Genomic DNA, 21,335 nt, shown 5'->3' with positions numbered 1-21,335 from the left:
GCCCCCTTCGGCCACGTCGACGGAGGCCGTCTGCGCGCTGGACACCGGCATCGGGCAGGCGTTCGCCGACGCCGCCGTGCTCGCCCAGCGCGAACTGTGCGGCGACCGCGCCGAACTCGTCGTCTCGCACGGCCAGACGATGCACCACTGGGTGACCGGCGGCGTGGTACGCGGCACCCTGCAACTCGGGCAGCCCGCCTGGATCGCCGAGGCCACCGGCCTGCCGGTCGTCTCCGACCTGCGCAGCCGGGACGTGGCCGCGGGCGGGCAGGGCGCCCCGCTGGTCGGCCTGACCGACACGCTGCTGCTGCGCGGGCTGCCCGGTGTCCCGGCGGCCCTCAACCTGGGCGGCATCGCCAACATCACCGTGGTCGCGCCGGGCGCCGACCCGGTCGCCTTCGACACCGGGCCCGCCAACGCCCTGCTGGACGCCGCGGTCCGGCACTTCACCGCGGGCGCCGCCGCGTACGACGAGTCGGGCCGCCGCGCCGCGGCCGGCACCGTCTCCCCCGCACTGCTGCGCCGGCTCCTGGACGAGCCCTACTACCGGCTGCCGGCGCCCAAGAGCACCGGCAAGGAGCTGTTCCACCTGCCGTACCTGCTGGCCGCGCTCGGCGACGTGCCCACTCCCGAGCAGAACGACGTGCTCGCCACGCTGACCCGGCTGACCGCGGTCACGGTCGCCGACGCCTGCCGGGCCCAGGGCGTCACGCGACTCGCCGTCTCCGGCGGCGGCGCGCACAATCCCGTCATGATGCGCATGATCGCCGAGGAACTCCCGGACGTCCGGCTGCTGTCCAGCGACGACCTCGGGGTGCCGTCCGACGCGAAGGAGGCGCTGGCCTTCGCCGTGCTGGGCTTCCTCACCGTGCACGGGCTGCCGGGCACCCTGCCGTCCGCCACCGGCGCACGCCGCGCCTCGCTGCTCGGCAGCATCACCCCCGGCCGCGGCCCGCTGCGCCTGCCCGAGCCGGCGGGGGTCGCCCCGCGTACCCTGCGGGTGGCCGGTCACCGCACCCCGGGCGCCTAGGCATCCCGCACCCTCCTGAATCCCGACCACGACGTCCTGGAGAAGCCGCATGAGCCGCCCCGCCGCACGCACGTCCACCGTCAACGCCCCCGCGGGCGCCGCCCCGGACGGCGACGGCGCGGCCGGCCTGGTGGCCCTGCTGCGGTCGTGCGTCACCGATCCGGCCCGCGTCTCGGCCGAACTGCCGCGCCGGGCAGCGCTGGCCCACGACGCCTCCCCGTACCTGCTGACCCCGCAGGCCGTGGTCCGCGCCGCCTCCGCGCAGGAGGTGGCGGCGCTGATGGCCGGTGCCCGGCAGGCCGGCATCCCGCTGACCCTCCGCTCGGGCGGCACGAGCCTGGCCGGGCAGGCCGGCGGCGACGGCGTGCTGGTCGACGTCCGCACCCACTGGCGCGAGGCGGAGGTGCTGGACGACGGCCACCGCATCCGGCTCCAGCCGGGACTGACGATCCGTCAGGCAAACGCGCGACTGGCCCGGTACGGACGGCGGCTCGGCCCGGACCCGGCCAGCGAGTCGGCCTGCACCGTCGGCGGGATGGTCGCCAACAACTCCAGCGGCATGAACTGCGGGACGAAGGACAACGCCTACCGGACCCTGGAATCCCTGCAATTCGTGCTGCCGTCCGGCACCGTCGTCGACTCGGCCGCACGCGACGCCGACGACCGCCTGCGCGACCGCGAGCCGGACCTGCACGCGGGACTGCTGCGGCTGCGCGACCGGATCCGCACCTCGTCCCAGGCCAGGGCCACCGTCGAGCGGCTGTTCGCGATGAAGAACACCATGGGCTACGGCCTCAACTCCTTCCTGGACCACTCCACGCCCGTCGACATCCTCACGCGCCTCATGGTGGGCAGCGAGGGCACGCTCGGCTTCGTGGGCGAGGCGGTGTTCCGAACCGTCCCGGTACTGCCGCACGCCGCGACCGGGTTGCTGATCCTGCCAGGCCTGGCCGAAGCGACCGACGCCCTGCCCGCCCTGCTCGCGGCCGGCGCGCGTACCGCGGAACTCCTCGACGCGGCCTCGCTGCGCGTCGCGCAGGTCGAGCCCGACGCGAGTCCGGCGCTGAAGAGCCTGCGGGTCGGCGAACACGCCGCCCTGCTGGTCGAGTTCGCCGAGGACCGGGCCGAGGAGCTGGAACAGGTCCTGGCCGCTGCGCGCCCCGTGCTCGACGCGCTGCCCGCGGTGACCGGGACCGCGCTGACCCGCGACGCACGCGAGCGGGCCGCGATGTGGCACGCCCGCAAGGGCCTCTACACCGCCGTCGCCGGGGCGCGCCCGGCCGGGACGACGGCGCTGCTGGAGGACATCGCGGTGCCCATGGAGCGTCTCACCGGCACCTGCGAGGGCCTCACCGGCCTCTTCGACCGGCACGGCTACCAGGACGCCGTGATCTTCGGCCACGCCCGGGACGGCAACCTGCACTTCATGCTCACCCAGCGCTTCGACACCTCGCAGGAGATCGACCGCTACGCCCGGTTCACCGACGACATGGTCGACCTCGTGCTGCGCGAGGGCGGCACCCTCAAGGCCGAGCACGGCACCGGCCGGGCCATGGCGCCCTTCGTCCGCCGCCAGTACGGCGACGACCTGTACGAGGTGATGCGCGAACTCAAGCGGCTGTGCGACCCGTCGGGCGTCCTCAACCCCGGGGTGCTGCTGGACGACGACCCGGCCGTCCACCTGCGGCGGCTCAAGGACGTACCCGCCGTGGACGCGGCCGTGGACCGCTGCGTGGAATGCGGCTACTGCGAACCGGTCTGCCCTACGGCGGACGTCACCACCACACCGCGTCAACGCATCGCCCTGCAGCGGGAGATCGCGCTGGCGACCGCCGCCGGCGACGAGGAGCGGCGCCGGGAGCTGGAGGCGGACTACGCCTACGCCGCCGTCGACAGCTGCGCTGCGGACAGCCTGTGCGTCACGGCCTGCCCGGTCACCATCGACACCGGCGCCGTCATGAAGCGGCTGCGCGGCGAACGCCACAGCGGCCTCGCCCAGGCGGCCGGACGGACCACCGCCCGGCACTGGGGCGGAGCCGTGAAGGGCGTGCGGCTCGGCCTGAGCGCGGCCCACGCCGCCCCCGCCCCGGTCGTCCGCGCCGCCACCTCCGCGGTCCGGCGGCTCGGCGCGGGCGAACTCGTGCCCGACTGGGCGGCGGGCGTGCCCCGCGCCGGTGCGCCGCGGCCCGCGCCGCGCCGGACCCCCGAGGCCCGCGCGGTGTTCTTCGCCGCGTGCATCGGCAGTGTCTTCACCGGCGGGGACGGCGACGCCCCGCGCCCCGCGGGGGCCGCGGCCGCCTTCCTGCACCTGTGCGACCGCGCCGGGGTGCCCGTCGCCGTGCCCGAGGGGCTGTCCGGGCTGTGCTGCGGCACGCCGTGGCAGTCCAAGGGCTACACCGAGGGCCACGCCGCCATGGCCTCCCGGACACTGGACGTGCTGTGGGAGGCCGGCGACCACGGGCGGCTGCCGGTGGTGTGTGACGCCTCCTCCTGCACGCACGGCCTGGAACAGCTGGCGTCCGCGCTGCCCGAGGAGCACCGGGAGCGCTACGAGGCGCTGCGGTTCGTCGACAGCGTCACCTTCACCCGCGAGCACGTCCTGCCGGCCCTGCCGCCCCTGGCGGACGGACGCCGGCTCACGTCCCTGGCCCTGCACCCGACCTGTTCCACCGTGCACCTCGGCATCACCGACGACCTCCGCGCGCTCGCCGGCGCGGTGGCCGAGGAGGTGACGGTGCCCGACTCCTGGGGCTGCTGCGCGTTCGCCGGCGACCGCGGACTGCTGCACCCGGAGGTGACGGCGTCGGCGACGGCCGCCCAGGCCGCCGAGATCAACCGCGCCTCCTACGACGCCTACGCGTCCTGCAACCTCACCTGCGAGATCGGCATGAGCCGGGCCACGGGCAAGCCCTACCGCCACATCCTGGAGCTGCTGGCCGACGCCGTCGGCTGACCCAGGCCGGGCCCGGCGTACGCCGGTGCCCCTCAACACCCCGTCCGGCGGCCGCAACCGGCCGCCGGACCGGGCCCGTACCCCTCGCTCGATTCCGTGCGTAACGTTTCCCGGCTCCCGGCGCGTCATTGGAGTGTGGACCGTACGGGGGAGGGCGAGACCGGATGCGCAGGGCGGCTACGGAGGCGTACAAGCAGTTCGCGGCGGCGCGGGCGGGCCAGCTCTTCCGCTCCGCCTGTCTGCTGGTGGGCGGGGACACCCATCTGGCCGAGGACCTCGTGCAGGAGACCCTCGGCCGGATGTACGTCGTCTGGGGGCGCATGGGCAAGGTCGACAACCCGGCCGGCTACGCCCAGACGGTCCTGGTGCGCATCTTCCTCACTCACCAGCGGCGCCGCAGCAGCCGGGAGAGCCCGGCCGCGGACCTGCCCGACCGCGCCGGACGGGACTCCTCCGGTGACGCCTCGCTGCGGGTCACGCTGCTGGCCGCGTTATCGGCGCTGCCGCCGAAGGACCGGGCCGTTCTGGTGCTGCGCTACTGGGAGGACCGGAGCGTCGAGGAGACCGCCGCGGTCCTGCAGTCCAGCCCCGGCGCGGTCCGCACCCGCACGACCCGCGCGCTCGCGCGGCTCCGCCGCGAACTGGACGGCTCGCTCGTCGATCTCGTGGCGGGGTGAGCTGCTTCTCCCTGCCCGCGGGCGCCTGGTTCCCCTCCCGTGGGCCCCGGCCACCGGGCGTCGCCCACACGGCACTTGCCGCCTGAGGGCCAGTAACGGTCCGCCACTTCTGCGGCTCGGCCCGTGCCTCCGGTCCTGCGGGTCCGCCCCGTCCCTCTAATCCATCAGGTCCATCAGGTCCTTGAGATTCCTCAGATTCGATCACGACACAGGAAACGGTGATCCCATGCCTGACCAGTCCGACTTCACCCCCGACGCCGCGGGCGCGGGGGGACGTGACGAAGCCGTCGAGGCGGCCGCGTTCACGCACGCCCTGCACCGCGCCGCCGACACCTTCCCGCCTGCCGACGGCCTCGCGATGGTGACGGCGGGCTACGCCCGCGGCCGCACGCTGCGTCGCCGCCGGACCGCGGTGGTCACCGCGGCGGCCGCCGTCCTCGCGCTGGCCGGGACCGGCGGCGTCCTCGCCACCACGTCGGGCCACGGCGCGGCGGGCGTGAACTCCGGTGTCACGGCCGCCTCGGGCGCCTCCCACGGCGCCGCCACCGCCGGGGCCCACGCCGTGGACACGGCGGCGGGCGCACGGCCGGTGAGCGCGCAGCAGATGGAGGACCTGCTGGTCTCGATGCTGCCGCCGGGCACGGTCTCCGGGCGCGACGGCCGCGGCACCGACGACGAACTGCCGCCGTACGCCCACGTGGTGTTCGACGACGGCCACGGCGCGTCCGCGATCGAGGTCGGTGTCGAGACCGACGGCGCCACGGCACCCGGCTGCGACAGCGTGCCCACCGGCGACTCGTGCACGCAGACCCACGTCGACGGCGGCACGCTGACCGTCCTGAAGACCTGGGAGTACCCGGACCACCGGACCGACACCAAGGACTGGCTCGCCGAGTTCCAGGGCAAGGACGGCTCGCTGGTCACGGTCAGCGAGTGGAACGCGCCCGCCGAGAAGGGCGCTCCCGTGACGCGCCCCGAGCCGCCGCTGAGCGCGGGCCGGCTCGCCGCGATCGCCACGAACCCGGCGTGGCACCGAGTGGCCGCCGCGGAGCGGGCCGGCACCGCGAAGGACCCGGCGCGCCGCAGTTCGAGCAACGGACGCCGTGAAGGCGCGGCCGACTCGGCCCTGATCGTCTGACGGTCCGCAGGCCGCTCCGCGCGGTCCGGCCCTGCCCACCGCCGGACCGCGTACCCCGGCGCCCCCGCCTCAGCGTGACCGGGGGGCGCCGGGCTGTCCGGCATCGCTCACCTGTGGACAGGGATCCGCCCCTGTCGGTGCCGTGTGCTTTGATCCGGCCACGGTCTGGTTGAGGTGGCGGCGGTCCTCGGAGGTACGGGACGTCCTGCCCGCCCCGCCGGAACCCGCCTACGTCGCACACGCCGAGTGCGTGCCCCTGCCGTGCGTGCTGCACCCCGAACCGGTGCGGGAGTTCCCCCCGCAGCACGGCCTCGACGAGGACCTCGTGGCGCGCCTGGCGGCCTGGGGCGGCCGCCGGGCGACGGACCTCTACCGGAACGACCTGTCCGTCGCCCCCGGTTGGAAGGCCGGGGGATGGCCCACGCACTTCACGTTCCGGGAGCCGCCGGAGCCGGACTCGCCCGAGGCGCGTACTGCGGCGAGTGCGGCGGTCCGGTCGACGCGCTGCTCACCGTGGCCGGCACCGAGTGGGACGGGCCCACCGACAGCTGGCGCCCCGTCGAATGCGGGGAGACAGCGGAGGAGCCGCCCGGTCGTCCGCACGGGAGCTTGCATGCGCCCACCATGGTGACCATCGGCCGTGGCTACAGCCTGCAGTTCTACACCTGCGTCGGCACGCCGACCCATCCGCCCCGGATCATCATGCAGTGATGCCGGCACCGGACGGTGCCGCAGGGTGACCGGACGGCGAGGCGTCTCGCCGTCCGGTCACGCCGTACCGCGCGATCGGGTCGAAAGAGGGGACGGTCAGCCGGGGAGCTCGGTGTGCAGGCGGACGGTGGTGCCGGCGTCCGGGGCGGAGCGGATCTCGACGAGGTCGCAGAGCTGGTGGACGAGCCACAGCCCCCGCCCGCCGAGCTGGCGCGGGTTGGGGCGGGGGCGCCCGGCCAGGGGGTCCTCGATGTAGCCGATGTCGCGGAAGTCGCACACCAGGCGGCGGTCCTCCCGCCACATGCGCAGCACACCGTTGCCGCCGCCGTGCCGGATGCTGTTGGTGGCCACCTCCGTGGCCGCCAGGTGCAGGTCGCGCAGGCGGCGGCCGGCCAGGCCGTGGCGGTCGGCGCAGGCGGCGATCTTGTCCCGCAGCGCGGGCAGGTCCCCGCTGGTGTAGGCGAACTCGTCGTGCGGTTCCCACGGTTCGGTGAGCGGGACGAACGCGTACGGCGCCTGCGGGTCGTAGTCCTCGGACCGTACGGTCCGGCCCTCCCGGCGCATCTCCGGGTGGCAGCGCGCCATCTCCTCCAGCGCGGCCTTGTCATGGGCGATGTCGTAGGGACACAGCAGCCACCAGGCCGGACCCTGTGCGAAGGCCCGGTTGAGCAGCCACTCGTGGTACCGCAGCTCCTCCGCCTCGGCGGGGCTGCGGACCTCGCCCCAGGGGGACTCGCCGATCCCGCGGACCGGCCGCCCCTCCGAGGTGTGTTCCCTGATCCACGCCTGCCAGGTGTCGATGAGCCGGCCCGGATGGTGCGCCACCCCGCTGGTGTCGACGTACCGCACGGCCTTGTCCTCGCGGACCTCGGCACGCAGCAGGGACGCCTTCTCCTGCGGGACCGCGACGACGACGGCCTCGCCGCCCTCCAGCGCGTCCTGGATGAAACTGACGGCGCCCTCGACGAACTCGTCCCTCCCCGAGTACGGATACAGCTCGTGCCGGTGCCCGGCGGCCGGGGCGACGGAGCCGGGCGGAGAAGAGGTCACGGCGCCATCACCACCGGGATGTCGGGAACCGAGAAACCCGACAGCTCCCAGGCGTGCCGAACGGTCTCGTTGGCGCCCTCCAGGATGATCTTGCGATCGGGAAGGTGCCGCGCGGCATCGGCCAGGGCGGTCATACCGGCTGCGTCGAAGAATTCCAGGTCATGGCAGATGAGCCGCACCGCCGTTCTCCGGCCGAGGAGGGTGCACAGGATGGTGCCGAAAGCCGCCGCGCCCTCGCTGTCGACGATCCCGTGCACCGTCCACCCTTCCTTCCCCGTCCGGTAGACCTGAAAAGCAGGTGACACCGGCCGGCTGCCGAGATGATGGGGGTGCAGGCACCCTATCTGGCGCAGAGCCGAGGAGTCCCAGTCGGCGCCGCTGTACGCGCACACCACCAGCGCGCCGGTGTCGGCGGCGAACTCCTCGAGGTCGAGTTCGCTGCGCAGCAGCTCCGCGGGGGGCTCGTCGCGGCCGACCGGCCTGGCGTGGTGCAGCACCCGGAGCGAGCCGAATCCCTCGCGGTCGGCGTTGGCCGCCTCGCGGCGCACCGCGGCGAGCAGCGAGCCCTCCAGGCGGGCCGGGTCGAGCACGAGCTGGGCGAACTCGTTGCCCGCCCGGGGCGTGGGCCCGACGATGACGACCTTGTCGCCGTGCGACACCCCGTCCGCGACGAAGGCCCGGCTGCGGTCGATGACGTCGGCGGCACGATCCAATACCTGACAGACGTGGTCACCTGTGTCGACCTCGTCCAGGCCGGCCAGAGTCCGCGGCGCTCTCACTGCTCCTCCCTCGCTTCGTCCTCCACCCTACTGGCCTGCCCACAACGCTCCGTCACACGCCGGGCCCCTTGCGTGCGCGTTGCGAAGCCGGACACGCGGCCCCGCCGTCTACGCTGCCCCTCGTGGGAGAGCCCGGACAGCGCACCGAGGGCGCCGCGGGCCCCTTCACGACCAAGCTCAGCTGGCACCTGCCCGGTGGCGGGACCGCGGTGTGGGAGTCGCGGCTCGCGCGGCGCCGGGGCGTGCTCGTGGTGCGCGACCCCGGCGCCGAGCACGGACGGCACGCCGCGGCGGACCGGACGACGCTGGCCCGCCTGAGCAGGCTCAACGTCATCGCCTCGGTCGCGTTCGTCGTCGGCGGAGGCCTGTTCGCGGCGGGGGCGGGCGTCGCCCAGCTCGGCTCCGGCGACGCGACCACCTGTGCGGCGATCTACTTCGCGGGCGGTCTGTTCTTCAACACCGGCGGCTACGTCTCGCTGCTCCAGGTGATCAACGCGCCCCGCCACGTCCCCGGCCAGGACCGGCTCGTCGCGCGCCGGTGGCGCTGGTGGAGTTACGAGCCCATAAGGGTGGACTGGCTGGCGGCGTTCATCCTCTTCGCGGGCACCTTGGTCTTCGGCGTCAACCTCTTCGACTCGTTCCTCAAGGGCCTCAGCGTCCAGCAGGTCAACCGGCTGATCTGGGTGCCCGACGTGATCGGCTGTGTGCTCTTCCTGGTCTCCGGCGCACTCTCCTTCGCCGAGATCTGCCACGGCCGTCCCTGCTTCCACCGCCGCGACCGGGGCTGGTGGATCGTGGCGGTCAACGCGTTCGGGTCCCTCCTGTTCATGGTCTCGGCGCTGGCCGCCTACACCCGGCCGGCCACCGACAGCCTCGTCAACGGCGACATCGCCAACTGGGGCACCCTTACGGGCGCCCTGTGCTTCTCCCTCGCGGGCTTCCTCCAACTGGGCGAACACCCGTAGCCGTCCGCGGTCGCGCCGCACACGCTGCTCGTCGCCCCCTGAGGCCGGACGGGCGCGGCGAGGAGGCGACGACGTGCAGGCCGGCGCGGTCAGTGCGCCGGGACGGCGTCGTCCACGTCCTCCACGTCCTCCACGAAGGTGAAATGGCCGACGGTGCCGGTGAGTTCGAAGAGCCGGCGCACTCCCGGAGCCAGCCGGCCCGCGAGCACCAGGTCGCCGCCCCGGGCCAGCAGGTCCCGGCGGGCCGCGACCATCGCGTTCAGCGCGACGGAGTCGGCGAAGGTGACGGCCGCCAGGTCGACCACGACCAGCGGCGTGCCTGAGCCGACCGCGTCGCGCAGTTCGACGGCGAACTCCTCGGCGGTGCGCCAGTCCAGCGCACCGGCCGCCCGGACCACTCCGACCTGGCCACTTGCCTCCACGGACACTCCTGTTGAGCACTCAAGCGATGGGACGTGGATCGTCTGCCCTCAGGTCCCCCGCCGAAACCACCCGTTCGGATGTCCGCTACCGAGCGTGGCGCACGGATGGCAGGCTGTCCGCATGACCGGGCATCTGCCACCCGGGACATCGAGTTTCGTGGGCCGCGAACGGGAGTTGGCACGCCTCGGCGGGCTGCTGCCGCAGCGGCGCCTGGTCACCGTCACCGGGCCCGGCGGGACCGGCAAGACCCGGCTCGCCGGCGGGAGGGCATTCCGCCGGCGATCGAACTGGCCGCGGCGCAGGTCGGCCCGACGACGCCCGCCTCATCAACGCGTAGGTGTTCCGTCGCGGAAGGCCGTGGACGTCCCGGTCCCTGCCTCTCTCCGTGATCTCCGCGCACGCGCCGCGGCCCTCCCACTAGCCTGTCGGCAACGGAAGGGGCGGGACATGTCGCGGGCGCGGAAGACGACGGCGGCGGCGCTGGCGGTGGCGACCGTCGGCTTGGCGTGGAACGGCCGGGGCTGGCTGCTCTACATGTGGGCCAGGTGGCGTGAATCCAAAGAGGTCGAGGTCAGGAAGGCGCCGCAGGCCAAGTAGCTGTCGTGGCCTCCGCATCCTCGGGTGCGGCGCGGCGGGAGGGTACAACCGCTGAGCGATCGACGCGGTGGCACGACGGCACAAGCTGCGCTTTCGGCCGGCCCTGGGGCCGCCGAGCCACAACGTGTGGTTGTGGTTCTAGGGTGGCGGAATGGACATCGACGCCGTCCGGACCTTCGTCGCCGCCGCTGACGCCGGGCAGTTCCAGGAGGCCGCCGCCGAGCTGGCCGTCACCCAGCAGGCCGTCTCGAAACGCATCGCCGCCCTGGAGCGCGAGCTGGGCGTGCGGCTGTTCACCCGCACCCCGCGCGGTGCCGAACTCACCATCGACGGGCAGGCGTTCCTGCCGCACGCACGCGAGCTGCTGCGCGTCGCCGAACGGGCGGTGGCGTCCGTGCGGCCCGGCAGCCGTCCGCTGCGGGTCGACGTGCTCGCCTCACGCGGTGCGGCGGCGGGCCTGATGCGCGGCTTCCACCGGGCGCACCCGGAGATCGACCTCGACGTGGTGATGCTGCTCGGCATCGAGACGGCTGTGGCGTCCCTGCGTTCCGGCACGATCGACGCGACCTTCCGCGCCGTCCCCGCGCCGGGCATCCCGCTGCCCGACGACCTGGAGTCCGTGCGTGTGCTCGACGAGCCGCTCCAGCTCCTGACCGGCCCGGCCCACGCGCTGGCGAACGCCCGCTCGGTGACCGTCGCCCAGCTCGCCGGCCACCGGATCTGGATGCCCGGCATCGTCCCGGGCACCGAATGGGCCGCGTACTACGACGACCTGGTCGCCGAGTTCGGGCTCACCATCGAGGCGACCGGTCCCAACTTCGGCTCCGACGCCCTTCTGGACACCGTCGCCGACACCCCGGCGCTGGCGACGTTCATGGGCGAGCACACCCGCCTGGTGTGGCCCGTCGACCACGGTCTGCGGCGGATCCCGGTGACCGATCCGGTGCCCGTCTACCCGCACTCGCTCGTCTGGCACCGCGACAACCCCCACCCGGCCCTGGCCACCCTCCGCGCCCACCTCGCCGCCACCGCGCCCGCGCCCGGCGCCCCCGGCACCTGGACCCCGCCCTGGTCGGCACCGCGCCGGACTTCCCCTTGAGTCCCCTTTTCCGAGGAGGCGACACCGTGACAACCGAGAGCGGCACACCTTTCGATCCCGCGGCCGTGCTGGACCGCATCGGTGCGGCCACCGAGGACGTCCTGCGGACGGCGGACCGGCTCACCGACGCCGACATGCGGGCGCCCTCGCCGCTTCCCGGCTGGTCCCGCGGCCACGTCCTGACGCATCTGGCCCGCAACGCCGACGGCGGCCGACGGCTGCTGACCTGGGCCAGGACCGGCGTCGAGACACCGGAGTACCCGAGCCTGGCGGCCCGGGCCGAGGAGATCGAGGCGGGGGCCGGACGCACGGCCGCCGAGCTGGCGGCCGATGTGCGCGACAGCGCGGGCCGGTTCGCGGAGGAGTACCAGCGGATGCCGGCTGAAGGATGGAGCCGTACGGTGCGCTGGACCCGGGGTCAGGAACACCCCGCCGCCAGGGCGGCCGACGCGCGGCTGTGCGAGGTGCTGGTGCACCACGTGGACCTGGACGCCGGCTACACGCCTGCCGAGTGGCCCGCCGATTTCGTCCACCCGATGCTGGCCCGCGTGGTCGCCGCCTTCGGCTCCCGCGAGGACGCCCCCGCCGTGCGGCTGCGGGCCGTCGACACCGGCGCGAGGTACGGCATCCGCACCGCGGATCCGGCTCCGGTGGTCGAGGGGACCGCGTCCTTGCTCCTGGCGTGGCTGATGGGACGCTCGGCGGGCGCCGGCCTGACCGTCCTCGACGGCGCGCGCCTTCCGGAGCCGCCTTCCCTGTTCTGATTCCGCACCGGCGGCTGCGCCCGGCGCCGTCGCCGAAGCGGTGAACCCGCCACCGGTTGCTCACCGACGGCGACGACCTTTTACAGTGCTGAGGTCAATGCACGCGGTGACCTGAGAAGGACCAACGAAACCATGCCGACCGAGACGTTCGAGTTCCAGGTGGAAGCCCGCCAGCTTCTGCAGATGATGATCCACTCGATCTACTCCAACAAGGACGTGTTCCTTCGCGAGCTCATCTCCAACGCCTCCGACGCACTGGACAAACTGCGGCTCGAAAGCCTCCGCGACGACGCACTGGGCGCGGACGTCTCCGACCTGCACATCGACCTCCAGGCCGACCCGGAGGCCCGCACCCTCACGATCCGGGACAACGGGATCGGTATGACGCGTGCCGAGGTGATCGACCTCATCGGCACGATCGCCAACTCCGGCACCGCCGCGTTCCTGCGCAACCTCAAGGACGCCGGGGACGCCGGCGACACCGCGGCGGCGGAGGGGCTGATCGGGCAGTTCGGCGTCGGGTTCTACTCCAGCTTCATGGTGGCCGACGAGGTGAGCCTGCTGACCCGGCGCGCGGGCGAGCGGCAGGGCACGCGCTGGGTGTCCAGCGGCGCCGGCACGTACACGGTGGAGACCGTCGACGACGCCCCGCAGGGCACCTCGATCGTGCTGCGGCTCAAGCCGGAGGACGCCGAGGACCGGCTGTACGACTACACCTCACCGTGGAAGCTGCGGGAGATCGTCAAGCGGTACTCCGACTTCATCACCTGGCCGATCCGCCTGATCCCCGGGCCCGGTGAGGGACGGGACGAGAACGCGCCGGCCGACGACGCGGATGAGGGCACGGAGGCGGGGACGGAGGAGGGCACGGACGACGCGGCCCGGCCCGAGACGCTCAACTCCATGAAGGCCCTGTGGGCACGCCCGCGCGACGAGGTGGGCGAGGAGGAGTACCACGAGCTCTACAAGCACATCAGCCACGACTGGTCCGACCCGCTGGAGACCATCCGTCTGCAGGCGGAGGGCACCTTCGAGTACCAGGCGCTGCTGTTCATCCCCTCCCACGCCCCGCAGGACCTCTTCCTCCAGGGCTACAAGCGCGGGGTGCAGCTGTACGTCAAGCGCGTCTTCATCATGGACGACTGCGAGGCGCTGATGCCTCAGTACCTGCGCTTCGTGAAGGGCGTCGTGGACGCCCAGGACCTGTCGCTCAACGTGTCCCGCGAGATCCTGCAGCAGGACCGGCAGATCCAGCTCATGCACCGCAGGCTGGCCAAGAAGGTCCTGTCGACGGTCAAGGACATGATGACCGCGCACCCGGAGCGGTACGCCACGTTCTGGCGGGAGTTCGGCCGCGTGGTCAAGGAAGGGCTGCTCGGCGACTTCGAGAACCGTGACGCCATTCTCGCGGTGGCCTCGTTCGCCACCACGCACGCCCAGGAGGAGCCGACGACGCTCGCACAGTACGTGGAGCGGATGAAGGACGGTCAGGAGCACATCTACTACCTGACGGGCGAGTCCCGGCAGAGCGTCGAGAACTCCCCGCACCTGGAGGCGTTCCGCGACCGCGGCATCGAGGTGCTGCTGCTGACCGACCCGGTCGACGAGGTGTGGGTCGACACCGCTCCGGCGTTCGACGGCAAGCAGTTCCGCTCGGTCGCGAAGGGCGAGATCGACCTCGGGACGTCGGAGGAGAAGGAGCAGGCGGAGTCCGAACGCGAGCAGCAGCAGGAGGAGTTCGCGAAGGTGCTCGGCTGGATGGCGGAGCGGCTGAGCGACCACGTCAAGGAGGTACGGCTGTCCTCGCGCCTCACCTCCTCCCCCGCGTGCCTGGTCTCCGACACGCACGACGTGACGCCGGCACTGGAGAACCTGTACCGGGCCATGGGCCAGGAGGTGCCGCACGCCAAGCGGATCCTCGAACTCAACCCCGCCCACCCGCTGGTGGCAGGCCTCCGCACGTCCCACGCCGAGCGCCCGGACGACGCGGCGCTGGCCGAGACCGCGGAACTCGTGCACAACCTGGCCCTGTTGGCCGAGGGCAGTGAGCCGGTGGACCCGGCCCGCTTCGTCAAGCTGATGGCCGACCGCCTGGAACGCACTCTCTGAGGCCTGTCGCCGCCTCACCGCCGGGGCCGCCCGGCCGCCCCTGTCAGGGTGACCGGGCGGGCCTGTGCCGGTCGGCGTGGCCGGCCCGTGTCACACGGTGAGGGGGCCGTCGAGCGGGGTGATGGGGGCGGGGAGCGCGGTGGTGCCGGTCAGGTAGTGGTCGACGGCCGCGGCGGCCGAGCGCCCCTCCGCGATCGCCCACACCACCAGGGACTGGCCGCGGCCGGCGTCGCCCGCGACGAAGATGCCGTCCGTGCCCGCGGCGGCCCGGTGGGACGTCTGTGCCGCGAAGCCCTCGTCGCGGGCGAAGTTGCCGTGCCCGTCAAGCCGCAGCCCGAGTTGTGCCATCAGGCCGCCGCCCGGTTCCGGGCCGGAGAACCCCAGGGCGAGCAGCACGAGTTCGGCCGGGATCACCCGCTCGGTGCCGGGCCGCGGGCGCCTCTCCGCCGGTTCCACGTTCGTCAGCCGCAGGGCCCGTACCCGGCCGGTCGCGCTCCCCTCGAAGCGGAGGGTGGCGGCGGAGAAGACCCGCGGGTCACTGCCGGCCCGGCCCCGGGCCTCCTCGTGGGCGTGCGAGATCCGGTAGACCTTCGGGTAGGTCGGCCAGGGTTCGCCCGCGGACCGGGCCTCGTCCGGCTCCGGGTTGATGTCTAGCTGCAGCACGGAGGCGGCGCCCTGGCGCAGCACGGTACCCAGGCAGTCCGAGCCGGTGTCCCCGCCTCCGACGATCACCACGTGCTTACCCCCGGCATCGACCGGTGACGTGCTGTAGTCGCCCTCCGCGGTGCGGTTGGCGAGGGTCAGGTACTCCATCGCCTGATGGATGCCGGACAGGCCCCTGCCGGGAACGGGAAGCTCCCGCTGCTCCCTGGCCCCGACGGCGAGGACCACCGCGTCGTGCCGCAGCGTGAGGTCGCCGGCGTCGAGGTCCCCGCCGACGTCCACGCCGGTGCGGAAGGTGGTTCCCTCCGCTCGCATCTGCCCGATCCGGCGGTCGAGGCGGCACTTCTCCATCTTGAACGCGGGGATGCCGTAGCGCAGCAGCCCGCCCACGCGGTCGGCGCGTTCGTAGACGACCACCGTGTGACCGCTGCGGGTGAGCTGCTGCGCGGCGGCGAGCCCGGCGGGTCCGGAGCCGACCACGGCGACGCTCTTCTCACTGAGGCGTTCCGGGGGCTGCGGCTCGGCGTAGCCGCGCTCCCAGATCTCGTCGGCGATGGCCTGCTCGATGTTCTTGATCGTCACCGGCTCGGCGTTGATGGCCAGCACGCACGCGTCCTCGCACGGGGCCGGGCACAGCCGCCCGGTGAACTCGGGGAAGTTGTTCGTCGCGTGCAGCCGCTCGGCCGCGGCGCGCCAGTCGCCGCGCTCGACGTAGACGTTCCACTCGGGGATGAGGTTTCCCAGCGGGCAGGCGTTGTGGCAGAACGGTATGCCGCAGTCCATGCAGCGCGCGGCCTGCTCCGAGACCAGCGGCAGCAGTCGCTGCCCGCTGTACACCTCGTCCCAGTCCCCCAGCCGCTCCGGTACCGGGCGGCCCGGGAACGGCCGGCGGGGGTGCTTGAGGAAGCCGTGGATGTCGGTCATGCGCCGCCTCCATCGCGTGTGCACACGGAGCCGAACGGCGTTCATCCCAGTTTATGACGGATTGGGGCTTTTTTGGTGGTCAGGGGCGTCCCAGAAGCGCCCGATCCTAGATCCATCCCCGCCGGGTCGCGATCACGCCCGCCTGGAAGCGGTTGGAGGCGCCGAGCAGTTCGTGGAGGCGGCGCGTGCGGCGCCGCATCGTGCGGACGGACCAGCCGAGCTGGCGGGCGATCGCGTCGTCCTTCAGCCCGCTCACCAGCAGCGTCAGCATCTGCCGGTCCTCCTCACCCAGCGGGTCGTCGGCCGGCGCGTCCAGTGGCAGGGCCTGCCGCCAGCACAGCTCCCAGTAGTCGACGACCGCGTCCAGCAGCGCGGACGGGCGGATGATGGCGGCGCGCACCTGGGTGAGGTCCAGGGACAGCGGCATGAGGGCGAGCCGGTGGTCGGCGATGGCGACCTTCACCCGCAGTCCGGGCAGCACCCGGGCCTTCTCGCCGCGCTTGACCAGGTCGCGGATGTCGTCCAGCACGCCGGGCCACTCCAGGGCCTCCGGCGCGTACACCGCCCGGTAGACCACGCCGCGGCTCATGGCCGCCGCCTCCACCGGGTTCGAGGTGGTCAGCGCGTACGGCGGCCGGTCGAGCGTGCGGACCTCCTCCCTGGCCTGCTGCTGGAGGGTCACGAACCAGCGGCCCAGCGCGTCGCCGCCGGTGGCGATCTCCACTTCCTCGGCGTCGTCCTCGCGCGCGGCGGCGAACATCCGGGACAACTCCGCGGCGGCCACCCGCACATGCTCCAGCTCGCTGGTCCGGGACCGGACCAGGGCGTCCAGCGCGGTCTGCGGTTCGATCGCGGCGTACCGGCGGCGGCTGCCCGCGAGCCGCCCCACCAGCCCGTGTTCACGCAGCCGGTCCAGCGCCCGGCCCACCCGCTCGGCGGAGCAGTCCAGTTCGGCGGCTATCTCCGCCGGTGAGGCCACCCGCCGGCTGACCGCGGCGTGGTAGACGGATTCGTCAAATGGGTCGATTCCAGCCGGAGTCAGATCATGGGGCACCCGGGAATGGTGGCTCATTTGTGCCAATGGCTGCAACGGGCCAGGCATGATCCGTTGTCCCGCGGTCCATGCCGACGTAGGAACTCAGTCATGCCAATCAACCCAAGAAGGCCCGTGGCCTTCGCCGTTGCCGCCGTGACCGCCGGCGCGCTGCTCACCGCGCTGCCACCGGCCGCCGCCGCGGCGGGCGGCGGGGCGGAGCGCCGGGTCATCGTCGAGCTGTCCGGTACCCCGGCCGCCGACGGTGCCCGCCTGGACGCTTCGGACTCCGCGGGCACCGCCCGCATATCCGCCCGGCGCCAGACCCTCGCCGCCGCCCAGGACACCTTCCTGGCCGACGCGCGCGGCGCGGGCGTGCACCCGGGCTCCGTACGCCGGTTCGGCCTGCTGAGCGACTCCGTGGCCATGACCGTCCACGAGGGCGACCTCGCCGCGCTGGGACGGCTGCCCGGCGTCGCCGCGGTGGTCCCCGACGCGCCGATGCACACCCTCACCGACGTCAGCGTGCCGCTGATCGGCGCACCCGAGGTGTGGAAGCGCAAGGGACCGGACGGCTCGCCGGTGCGCGGCAAGGGCGTCACGGTCGCCCTGCTCGACTCCGGCGTCGACTACCGGCACCCCGACCTGGGCGGCTGCCTCGGTCCGGGCTGCAAGGTCGTGGCCGGCCACGACTTCGTGAACAACGACGACGACCCCATGGACGACAACGGGCACGGCACCCACGTGGCGGGCATCGTCGCGGCCAAGGCCGCCGAGCCCGGCGGCATCACCGGTGTCGCTCCTGACGCGACCCTGACCGCGTACAAGGTCATGGACGACAGCGGCAGCGGGTACACCTCCGACATCATCGCCGGCCTGGAGGCGGCCACCGACCCGGCCAACCCGCACCGCGCCGACGTCGTCAACATGAGCCTGGGCGGTCCCGGCGACGGCACGGACCCGCTGGGACTGGCCGCGACGGCCGCCGTGAAGGCCGGTGTCGTCGTGGTGGCGGCCGCCGGCAACGACGGTCCCGGCCCCGAGACGGTCGGCACGCCCGCCGCGGCCGACGGCGTCATCGCCGTCGGCGCCTCCACCAGCGGAGTACGGCTGGCGTCCGCGTCGTACGTCTCGGGAACCGCCGGGGCGAAGCCCGAACTGGTCCAGGCACAACCGTGGTTGATGTCCGCCAACGGGCCGGTCAAGCCCGTCACCGCCCAGGTGGTGGACCTCGGGACGGCCGACCCCGTCGACTGGGACGCCGTCGGCGACGTCCGCGGCAAGGCCCTGCTCGTGCAGCACGCCCTCGGCCCCGGCCTCGACCCCTGGTTCGCGCAGCTCGCGCAGGAGGCCGAGAAGCGCGGCGCGGTGGCCGTCTTCGGCGGCGCGCCCAGCGGCGCGGTGGGGCCGCAGTCGGTGCCCGCCGAGCGCGGCGTGGTCCCGGCGCAGCCCAGCTCGCCGCATGTCAGCGCCTCCGGTGACGACATGCGCTTCGACTCCGTCGTCCTGATGAGCCTGGACGAGTTCGCCTACCGGGAGATGGCGGCCAGGGCCGCGAACGGGCAGGCCACCGTCCGGATCAGCGGCAGCGACGTGACCGACCAGATGGCCTCCTTCTCCTCCCGCGGCCCGGTGCCCGGCACCTTCGCGCTCAAGCCCGACATCGTGGCGCCCGGCGTGCAGATCAGATCCACCATGTACAGCGCCTGGACGCCCGGCGTGTACCGGATGTCGGGGACGTCGATGGCGGCTCCGCACGTGGCCGGCGCCGCGGCGCTGATGCGCCAGCTCCGTCCGAAGGACACCCCGCAGCAGATCACTTCGGCGCTGGTGGGTTCCGCGAAGCCGCTGGACGGCCCCGGCATCGCCACCCAGGGCGCGGGCCGGCTCGACGTCGCCGCCGCGGCGGACAGCGTGCTGACCGCCGCGCCCGCCACCGTCTCGCTGGGCCTGGCCGACATGGCCCGCCCCACCGTCGGGGCGACCCGCACGGTCGCCCTGTCCAACCCGGGCCGCAGCAGGATCACCGCCACGCTCTCGGCGACCGGCCACGCCACGGTGACTCCGCGGCACGTGTCGGTCCCGGCGGGCGGCACCGCACGGATCACGGTGCGGGTCTCCGCCGCGCGGCCGGACGCGGACACCGACCTCGACGGCCGCATCTCGGTGCGTCCCGACCACGGTTCACCGCTCACCGTGCCCTATCTGCTGGCGGTGCGGCCGCTGACCGTGCGGGTCTCCCCCGATCCCAGTGACGGCCATGCGACCGCGTACGTCTACAGCCCCACCCCGCTGGCGGCCGCGCCGGTGCTGACCGTCACCCCGCCGCGGGGCCGGCCGATCACCGTCACGGCGACGCTCGACCACGCCACCTGGTACACCGCGCCGCTGACCGGCAGCACCCCGGGCGCGTACAAGGTCGCGGCGAACGCCGCGGCGGCGACCGGGCAACGGCTCGTGGGCGCCGACGCCTTCGAGGTGACACCGCCGGCCGCGCCCGGCTCCGCGTGGCAGCCCGTCGGCCCGAACAACGAGGCCGGCGCCCTGACGACGGCGCCGAGCGCCCCCGACCAGGCCGTGCTGACCCAGTACGGCGACTCCGCCCTGTGGGTCACCGGGGACAAGGGCGCCTCCTGGAACCGGCTCGCCCGCCTTCCGGTGGCGCAGGGCAACGGCAGTGTCGTCATCGACCCGCGGGACGCGGCCCACTGGTGGTACGCCGTCGACGGCGGTTCGCCGGGCCGCAGTTACCTCCTGCAGACCCGTGACCGCGGCCGCACCTGGCAGGTCCTGGACACCCTGTCCAGCGACATCCTTTCCTTCACGGCCGACGAGCAGGCCCACACCCTGGTCGCGGTGACCGGCACGGACCTGGTGGTCAGCACCGACGGCGGCGCGACGTGGAACACCGTACCCAGCGGTGTCGCCGGCACCGTCCGCAAGGCGGTCATGAGCGGCGGCGTCCTGTACCTGGAGACGTACGACAACGGCCTGTGGGCCGTGCCCGGCGTCGCGGACGGCACGCCCGGCACCCCGCGGCAGCTCCTCGACAGCACCCTGCTGTCCGGCCTGGCCGTCGTCGGCGACACCCTCGCGGTCTGGGAGATCGGCAACGGCGTCGAGGTCAGCCACGACCACGGCGCCACCTGGTCGACCACGCTGACGCTGCCCTACAGCGGGGGCGGCGGCCTGATCGCGTCCGGCGGCGACCTGTACATCGGCGCGGGCAGTGACGACACGAGCTGGGTCAGCCACGACCAGGGCCGCACCTGGCAGCAGCACCCGCTGCCGTCGCCCCGGGCGCTGATCACGGACTACGACCGATGGGCCGACGGCTCGGTGACCGTGTCCTCCGAGGAGGACGGCGTGTACCGCAGCGCCGCCGACGGCAGCGGCGCGCACCGGATCGGCGTCCAGGGCCAGACGGTGTTCGACCTCGCGGTGAGCGGCGGGAACCTGCTGGCCGGCACGTGGAGCGGCACCTACCGCACCGCCCTTCCGGTGGCCTCGCCCGAGTGGGGCCGGTCGGGCAACGAGGGCTGCTTCGGCTGCCAGGTGCCGCTGCTGGCCACGGCCGGCCACGACGTGGTGTGGCGGGTCGTGAAGCTGGCGATCGGTCAGTTCAACGTGCAGCGCAGCGCCGACGCCGGGGCGACCTGGACGACGATGGGCTCCTACAGCGAGGTCCCGGACGCGCTGCTGGTGAACCCGGCGGACCCGGACCGGGTGACGGTGGCGTACCACGTGGAGGACCAGTCCGGTCTCTACACCACCGCCGACGGCGGGAAGACCTGGAAGGTGCTGCACCAGGACCGGGTCTACTCGGCGCTGACCGGCGACCCGGTGCGTCCCGACCGGCTGTGGCTGGGCGCCGCCGACGGGCTCTACCGGTCCGACGACGGCGGGGCGACGGTGGCCAAGGTCGCGGACGGCCCGGTCACCGCCATCACCCTCGACGGCCCGCGGCTGATCGTCGGCGGCGACGGCATCCGGGTGAGCTCCGACGGCGGCCGGACGTTCACCGCCGGGAACCTCGGCGGGCTGCCCGCCTCGGTCTCCGACGTGCTGCGGGTCGGCGGGGCGCTGTACGCGGCCACGGCCGAGACGTACCCGAACGGCCTGCTCAAGGGCGGCCGGGGCGTGCTGCGCAGCAGCGACGACGGGCGCACCTGGAGCAGCGTGTCGGCGGGGCTGCAGGACCTCGACGCCACGCGGCTGGCGGCGGCACCCGACGGCAGCGCGCTGTACGTCGGCACGGTCGACGGCGGTGTCCACCGCCTTCCCCTCCGCCGGTGAACGGATCGCCGAACCGGATCAGCGGACGGGTCGCCGAGCCCGGTCACTGAACCCCGTCACTGAACCCCGTCACTGAATCCGGTCGCTGAGCCGGGTCACCGAACCGGTCACTGAATCCGGTCGC

At 73.6% G+C, this 21,335-nt stretch carries 16 protein-coding genes; 11 read left to right on the top strand and 5 right to left on the bottom strand.

What is annotated here, in order from left to right; translation table 11 throughout:
- The 5 genes from K7862_RS32285 to K7862_RS32265 form a co-directional block, all read left to right on the top strand.
- Positions 1 to 1,030, top strand: a 1,030-nt coding sequence (locus K7862_RS32285; RefSeq protein WP_222968500.1) for an anhydro-N-acetylmuramic acid kinase, incomplete at its 5' end; no start/stop codon positions are given.
- A 49-nt stretch (positions 1,031 to 1,079) separates the two neighbouring features.
- On the top strand, positions 1,080 to 3,983 hold the full coding sequence (locus tag K7862_RS32280) for an FAD-binding and (Fe-S)-binding domain-containing protein (RefSeq protein ID WP_222968499.1): 2,904 nt from the start codon (positions 1,080 to 1,082) through the stop codon (positions 3,981 to 3,983).
- A 164-nt stretch (positions 3,984 to 4,147) separates the two neighbouring features.
- Positions 4,148 to 4,660, top strand: coding sequence for a SigE family RNA polymerase sigma factor (locus tag K7862_RS32275; RefSeq protein ID WP_222968498.1), 513 nt, complete (start codon positions 4,148 to 4,150; stop codon positions 4,658 to 4,660).
- A gap of 226 nt (positions 4,661 to 4,886) precedes the next feature.
- A complete protein-coding gene (locus K7862_RS32270) occupies positions 4,887 to 5,798 on the top strand; it encodes a hypothetical protein (RefSeq protein WP_222968497.1) in 912 nt (303 codons plus the stop codon).
- Between the two features lie 414 nt (positions 5,799 to 6,212).
- A complete protein-coding gene (locus K7862_RS32265) occupies positions 6,213 to 6,509 on the top strand; it encodes a hypothetical protein (protein ID WP_222968495.1) in 297 nt (98 codons plus the stop codon).
- A 96-nt stretch (positions 6,510 to 6,605) separates the two neighbouring features.
- On the opposite strand, the gene K7862_RS32260 is transcribed toward K7862_RS32265, so the two are convergent.
- Positions 6,606 to 7,559: an anti-sigma factor RsbA family regulatory protein gene (locus tag K7862_RS32260; RefSeq protein WP_222968494.1), complete on the bottom strand. Its 954-nt coding sequence runs from the start codon at positions 7,557 to 7,559 to the stop codon at positions 6,606 to 6,608.
- Positions 7,556 to 8,338 carry an MEDS domain-containing protein gene (locus K7862_RS32255; protein ID WP_222968493.1) on the bottom strand — a complete coding sequence of 261 codons (783 nt, stop codon included), beginning with the start codon at positions 8,336 to 8,338 and terminating at the stop codon, positions 7,556 to 7,558. The genes K7862_RS32260 and K7862_RS32255 overlap by 4 nt, the downstream gene beginning before the upstream one ends.
- Before the next feature lie 122 nt (positions 8,339 to 8,460).
- Here K7862_RS32255 and K7862_RS32250 point away from each other — a divergent pair, with 122 nt between their 5' ends.
- Entirely contained in the window at positions 8,461 to 9,303 is an 843-nt protein-coding gene (locus tag K7862_RS32250) for a hypothetical protein (RefSeq protein ID WP_222968492.1), read from the top strand.
- An 89-nt stretch (positions 9,304 to 9,392) separates the two neighbouring features.
- Here K7862_RS32250 and K7862_RS32245 read toward each other — a convergent pair whose 3' ends face one another.
- Positions 9,393 to 9,725: an STAS domain-containing protein gene (locus K7862_RS32245; protein WP_308012311.1), complete on the bottom strand. Its 333-nt coding sequence runs from the start codon at positions 9,723 to 9,725 to the stop codon at positions 9,393 to 9,395.
- Between the two features lie 448 nt (positions 9,726 to 10,173).
- On the opposite strand from K7862_RS32245, the gene K7862_RS32240 reads away from it, so the two are divergent.
- From K7862_RS32240 to htpG, 4 genes are all read left to right on the top strand, one after another.
- Positions 10,174 to 10,323, top strand: a complete 150-nt coding sequence (locus tag K7862_RS32240) for a hypothetical protein (RefSeq protein WP_222968490.1) — start codon at positions 10,174 to 10,176, stop codon at positions 10,321 to 10,323.
- 151 nt (positions 10,324 to 10,474) lie between these two features.
- Positions 10,475 to 11,422, top strand: coding sequence for a LysR family transcriptional regulator (locus K7862_RS32235; protein WP_222968489.1), 948 nt, complete (start codon positions 10,475 to 10,477; stop codon positions 11,420 to 11,422).
- Between the two features lie 26 nt (positions 11,423 to 11,448).
- Positions 11,449 to 12,186: a maleylpyruvate isomerase family mycothiol-dependent enzyme gene (locus K7862_RS32230; RefSeq protein WP_222968487.1), complete on the top strand. Its 738-nt coding sequence runs from the start codon at positions 11,449 to 11,451 to the stop codon at positions 12,184 to 12,186.
- A 132-nt stretch (positions 12,187 to 12,318) separates the two neighbouring features.
- Positions 12,319 to 14,295, top strand: coding sequence for a molecular chaperone HtpG (htpG, locus tag K7862_RS32225; RefSeq protein ID WP_222968486.1), 1,977 nt, complete (start codon positions 12,319 to 12,321; stop codon positions 14,293 to 14,295).
- Positions 14,296 to 14,385: 90 nt separating this feature from the next.
- Here htpG and K7862_RS32220 read toward each other — a convergent pair whose 3' ends face one another.
- A complete protein-coding gene (locus K7862_RS32220) occupies positions 14,386 to 15,882 on the bottom strand; it encodes a glutamate synthase subunit beta (RefSeq protein ID WP_222968485.1) in 1,497 nt (498 codons plus the stop codon).
- A gap of 106 nt (positions 15,883 to 15,988) precedes the next feature.
- The gene (locus K7862_RS32215) at positions 15,989 to 16,936 is read right to left on the bottom strand and encodes a helix-turn-helix domain-containing protein (protein WP_308012310.1); all 948 of its coding nucleotides are present in this window, start codon (positions 16,934 to 16,936) and stop codon (positions 15,989 to 15,991) included.
- Between the two features lie 114 nt (positions 16,937 to 17,050).
- Between K7862_RS32215 and K7862_RS32210 the strand changes: the two genes are divergently transcribed.
- The gene (locus tag K7862_RS32210; protein WP_222968483.1) at positions 17,051 to 21,211 is read left to right on the top strand and encodes a S8 family serine peptidase; all 4,161 of its coding nucleotides are present in this window, start codon (positions 17,051 to 17,053) and stop codon (positions 21,209 to 21,211) included.
- The last annotated feature ends 124 nt before the right edge of the window (positions 21,212 to 21,335 follow it).

Origin of the sequence: Actinacidiphila acidipaludis, assembly GCF_019890725.1 — a bacterium.
Classification (GTDB): Bacteria; Actinomycetota; Actinomycetes; order Streptomycetales; family Streptomycetaceae; genus Actinacidiphila; species Actinacidiphila acidipaludis.
This window is presented reverse-complemented; position numbering and strand designations above follow the sequence as displayed.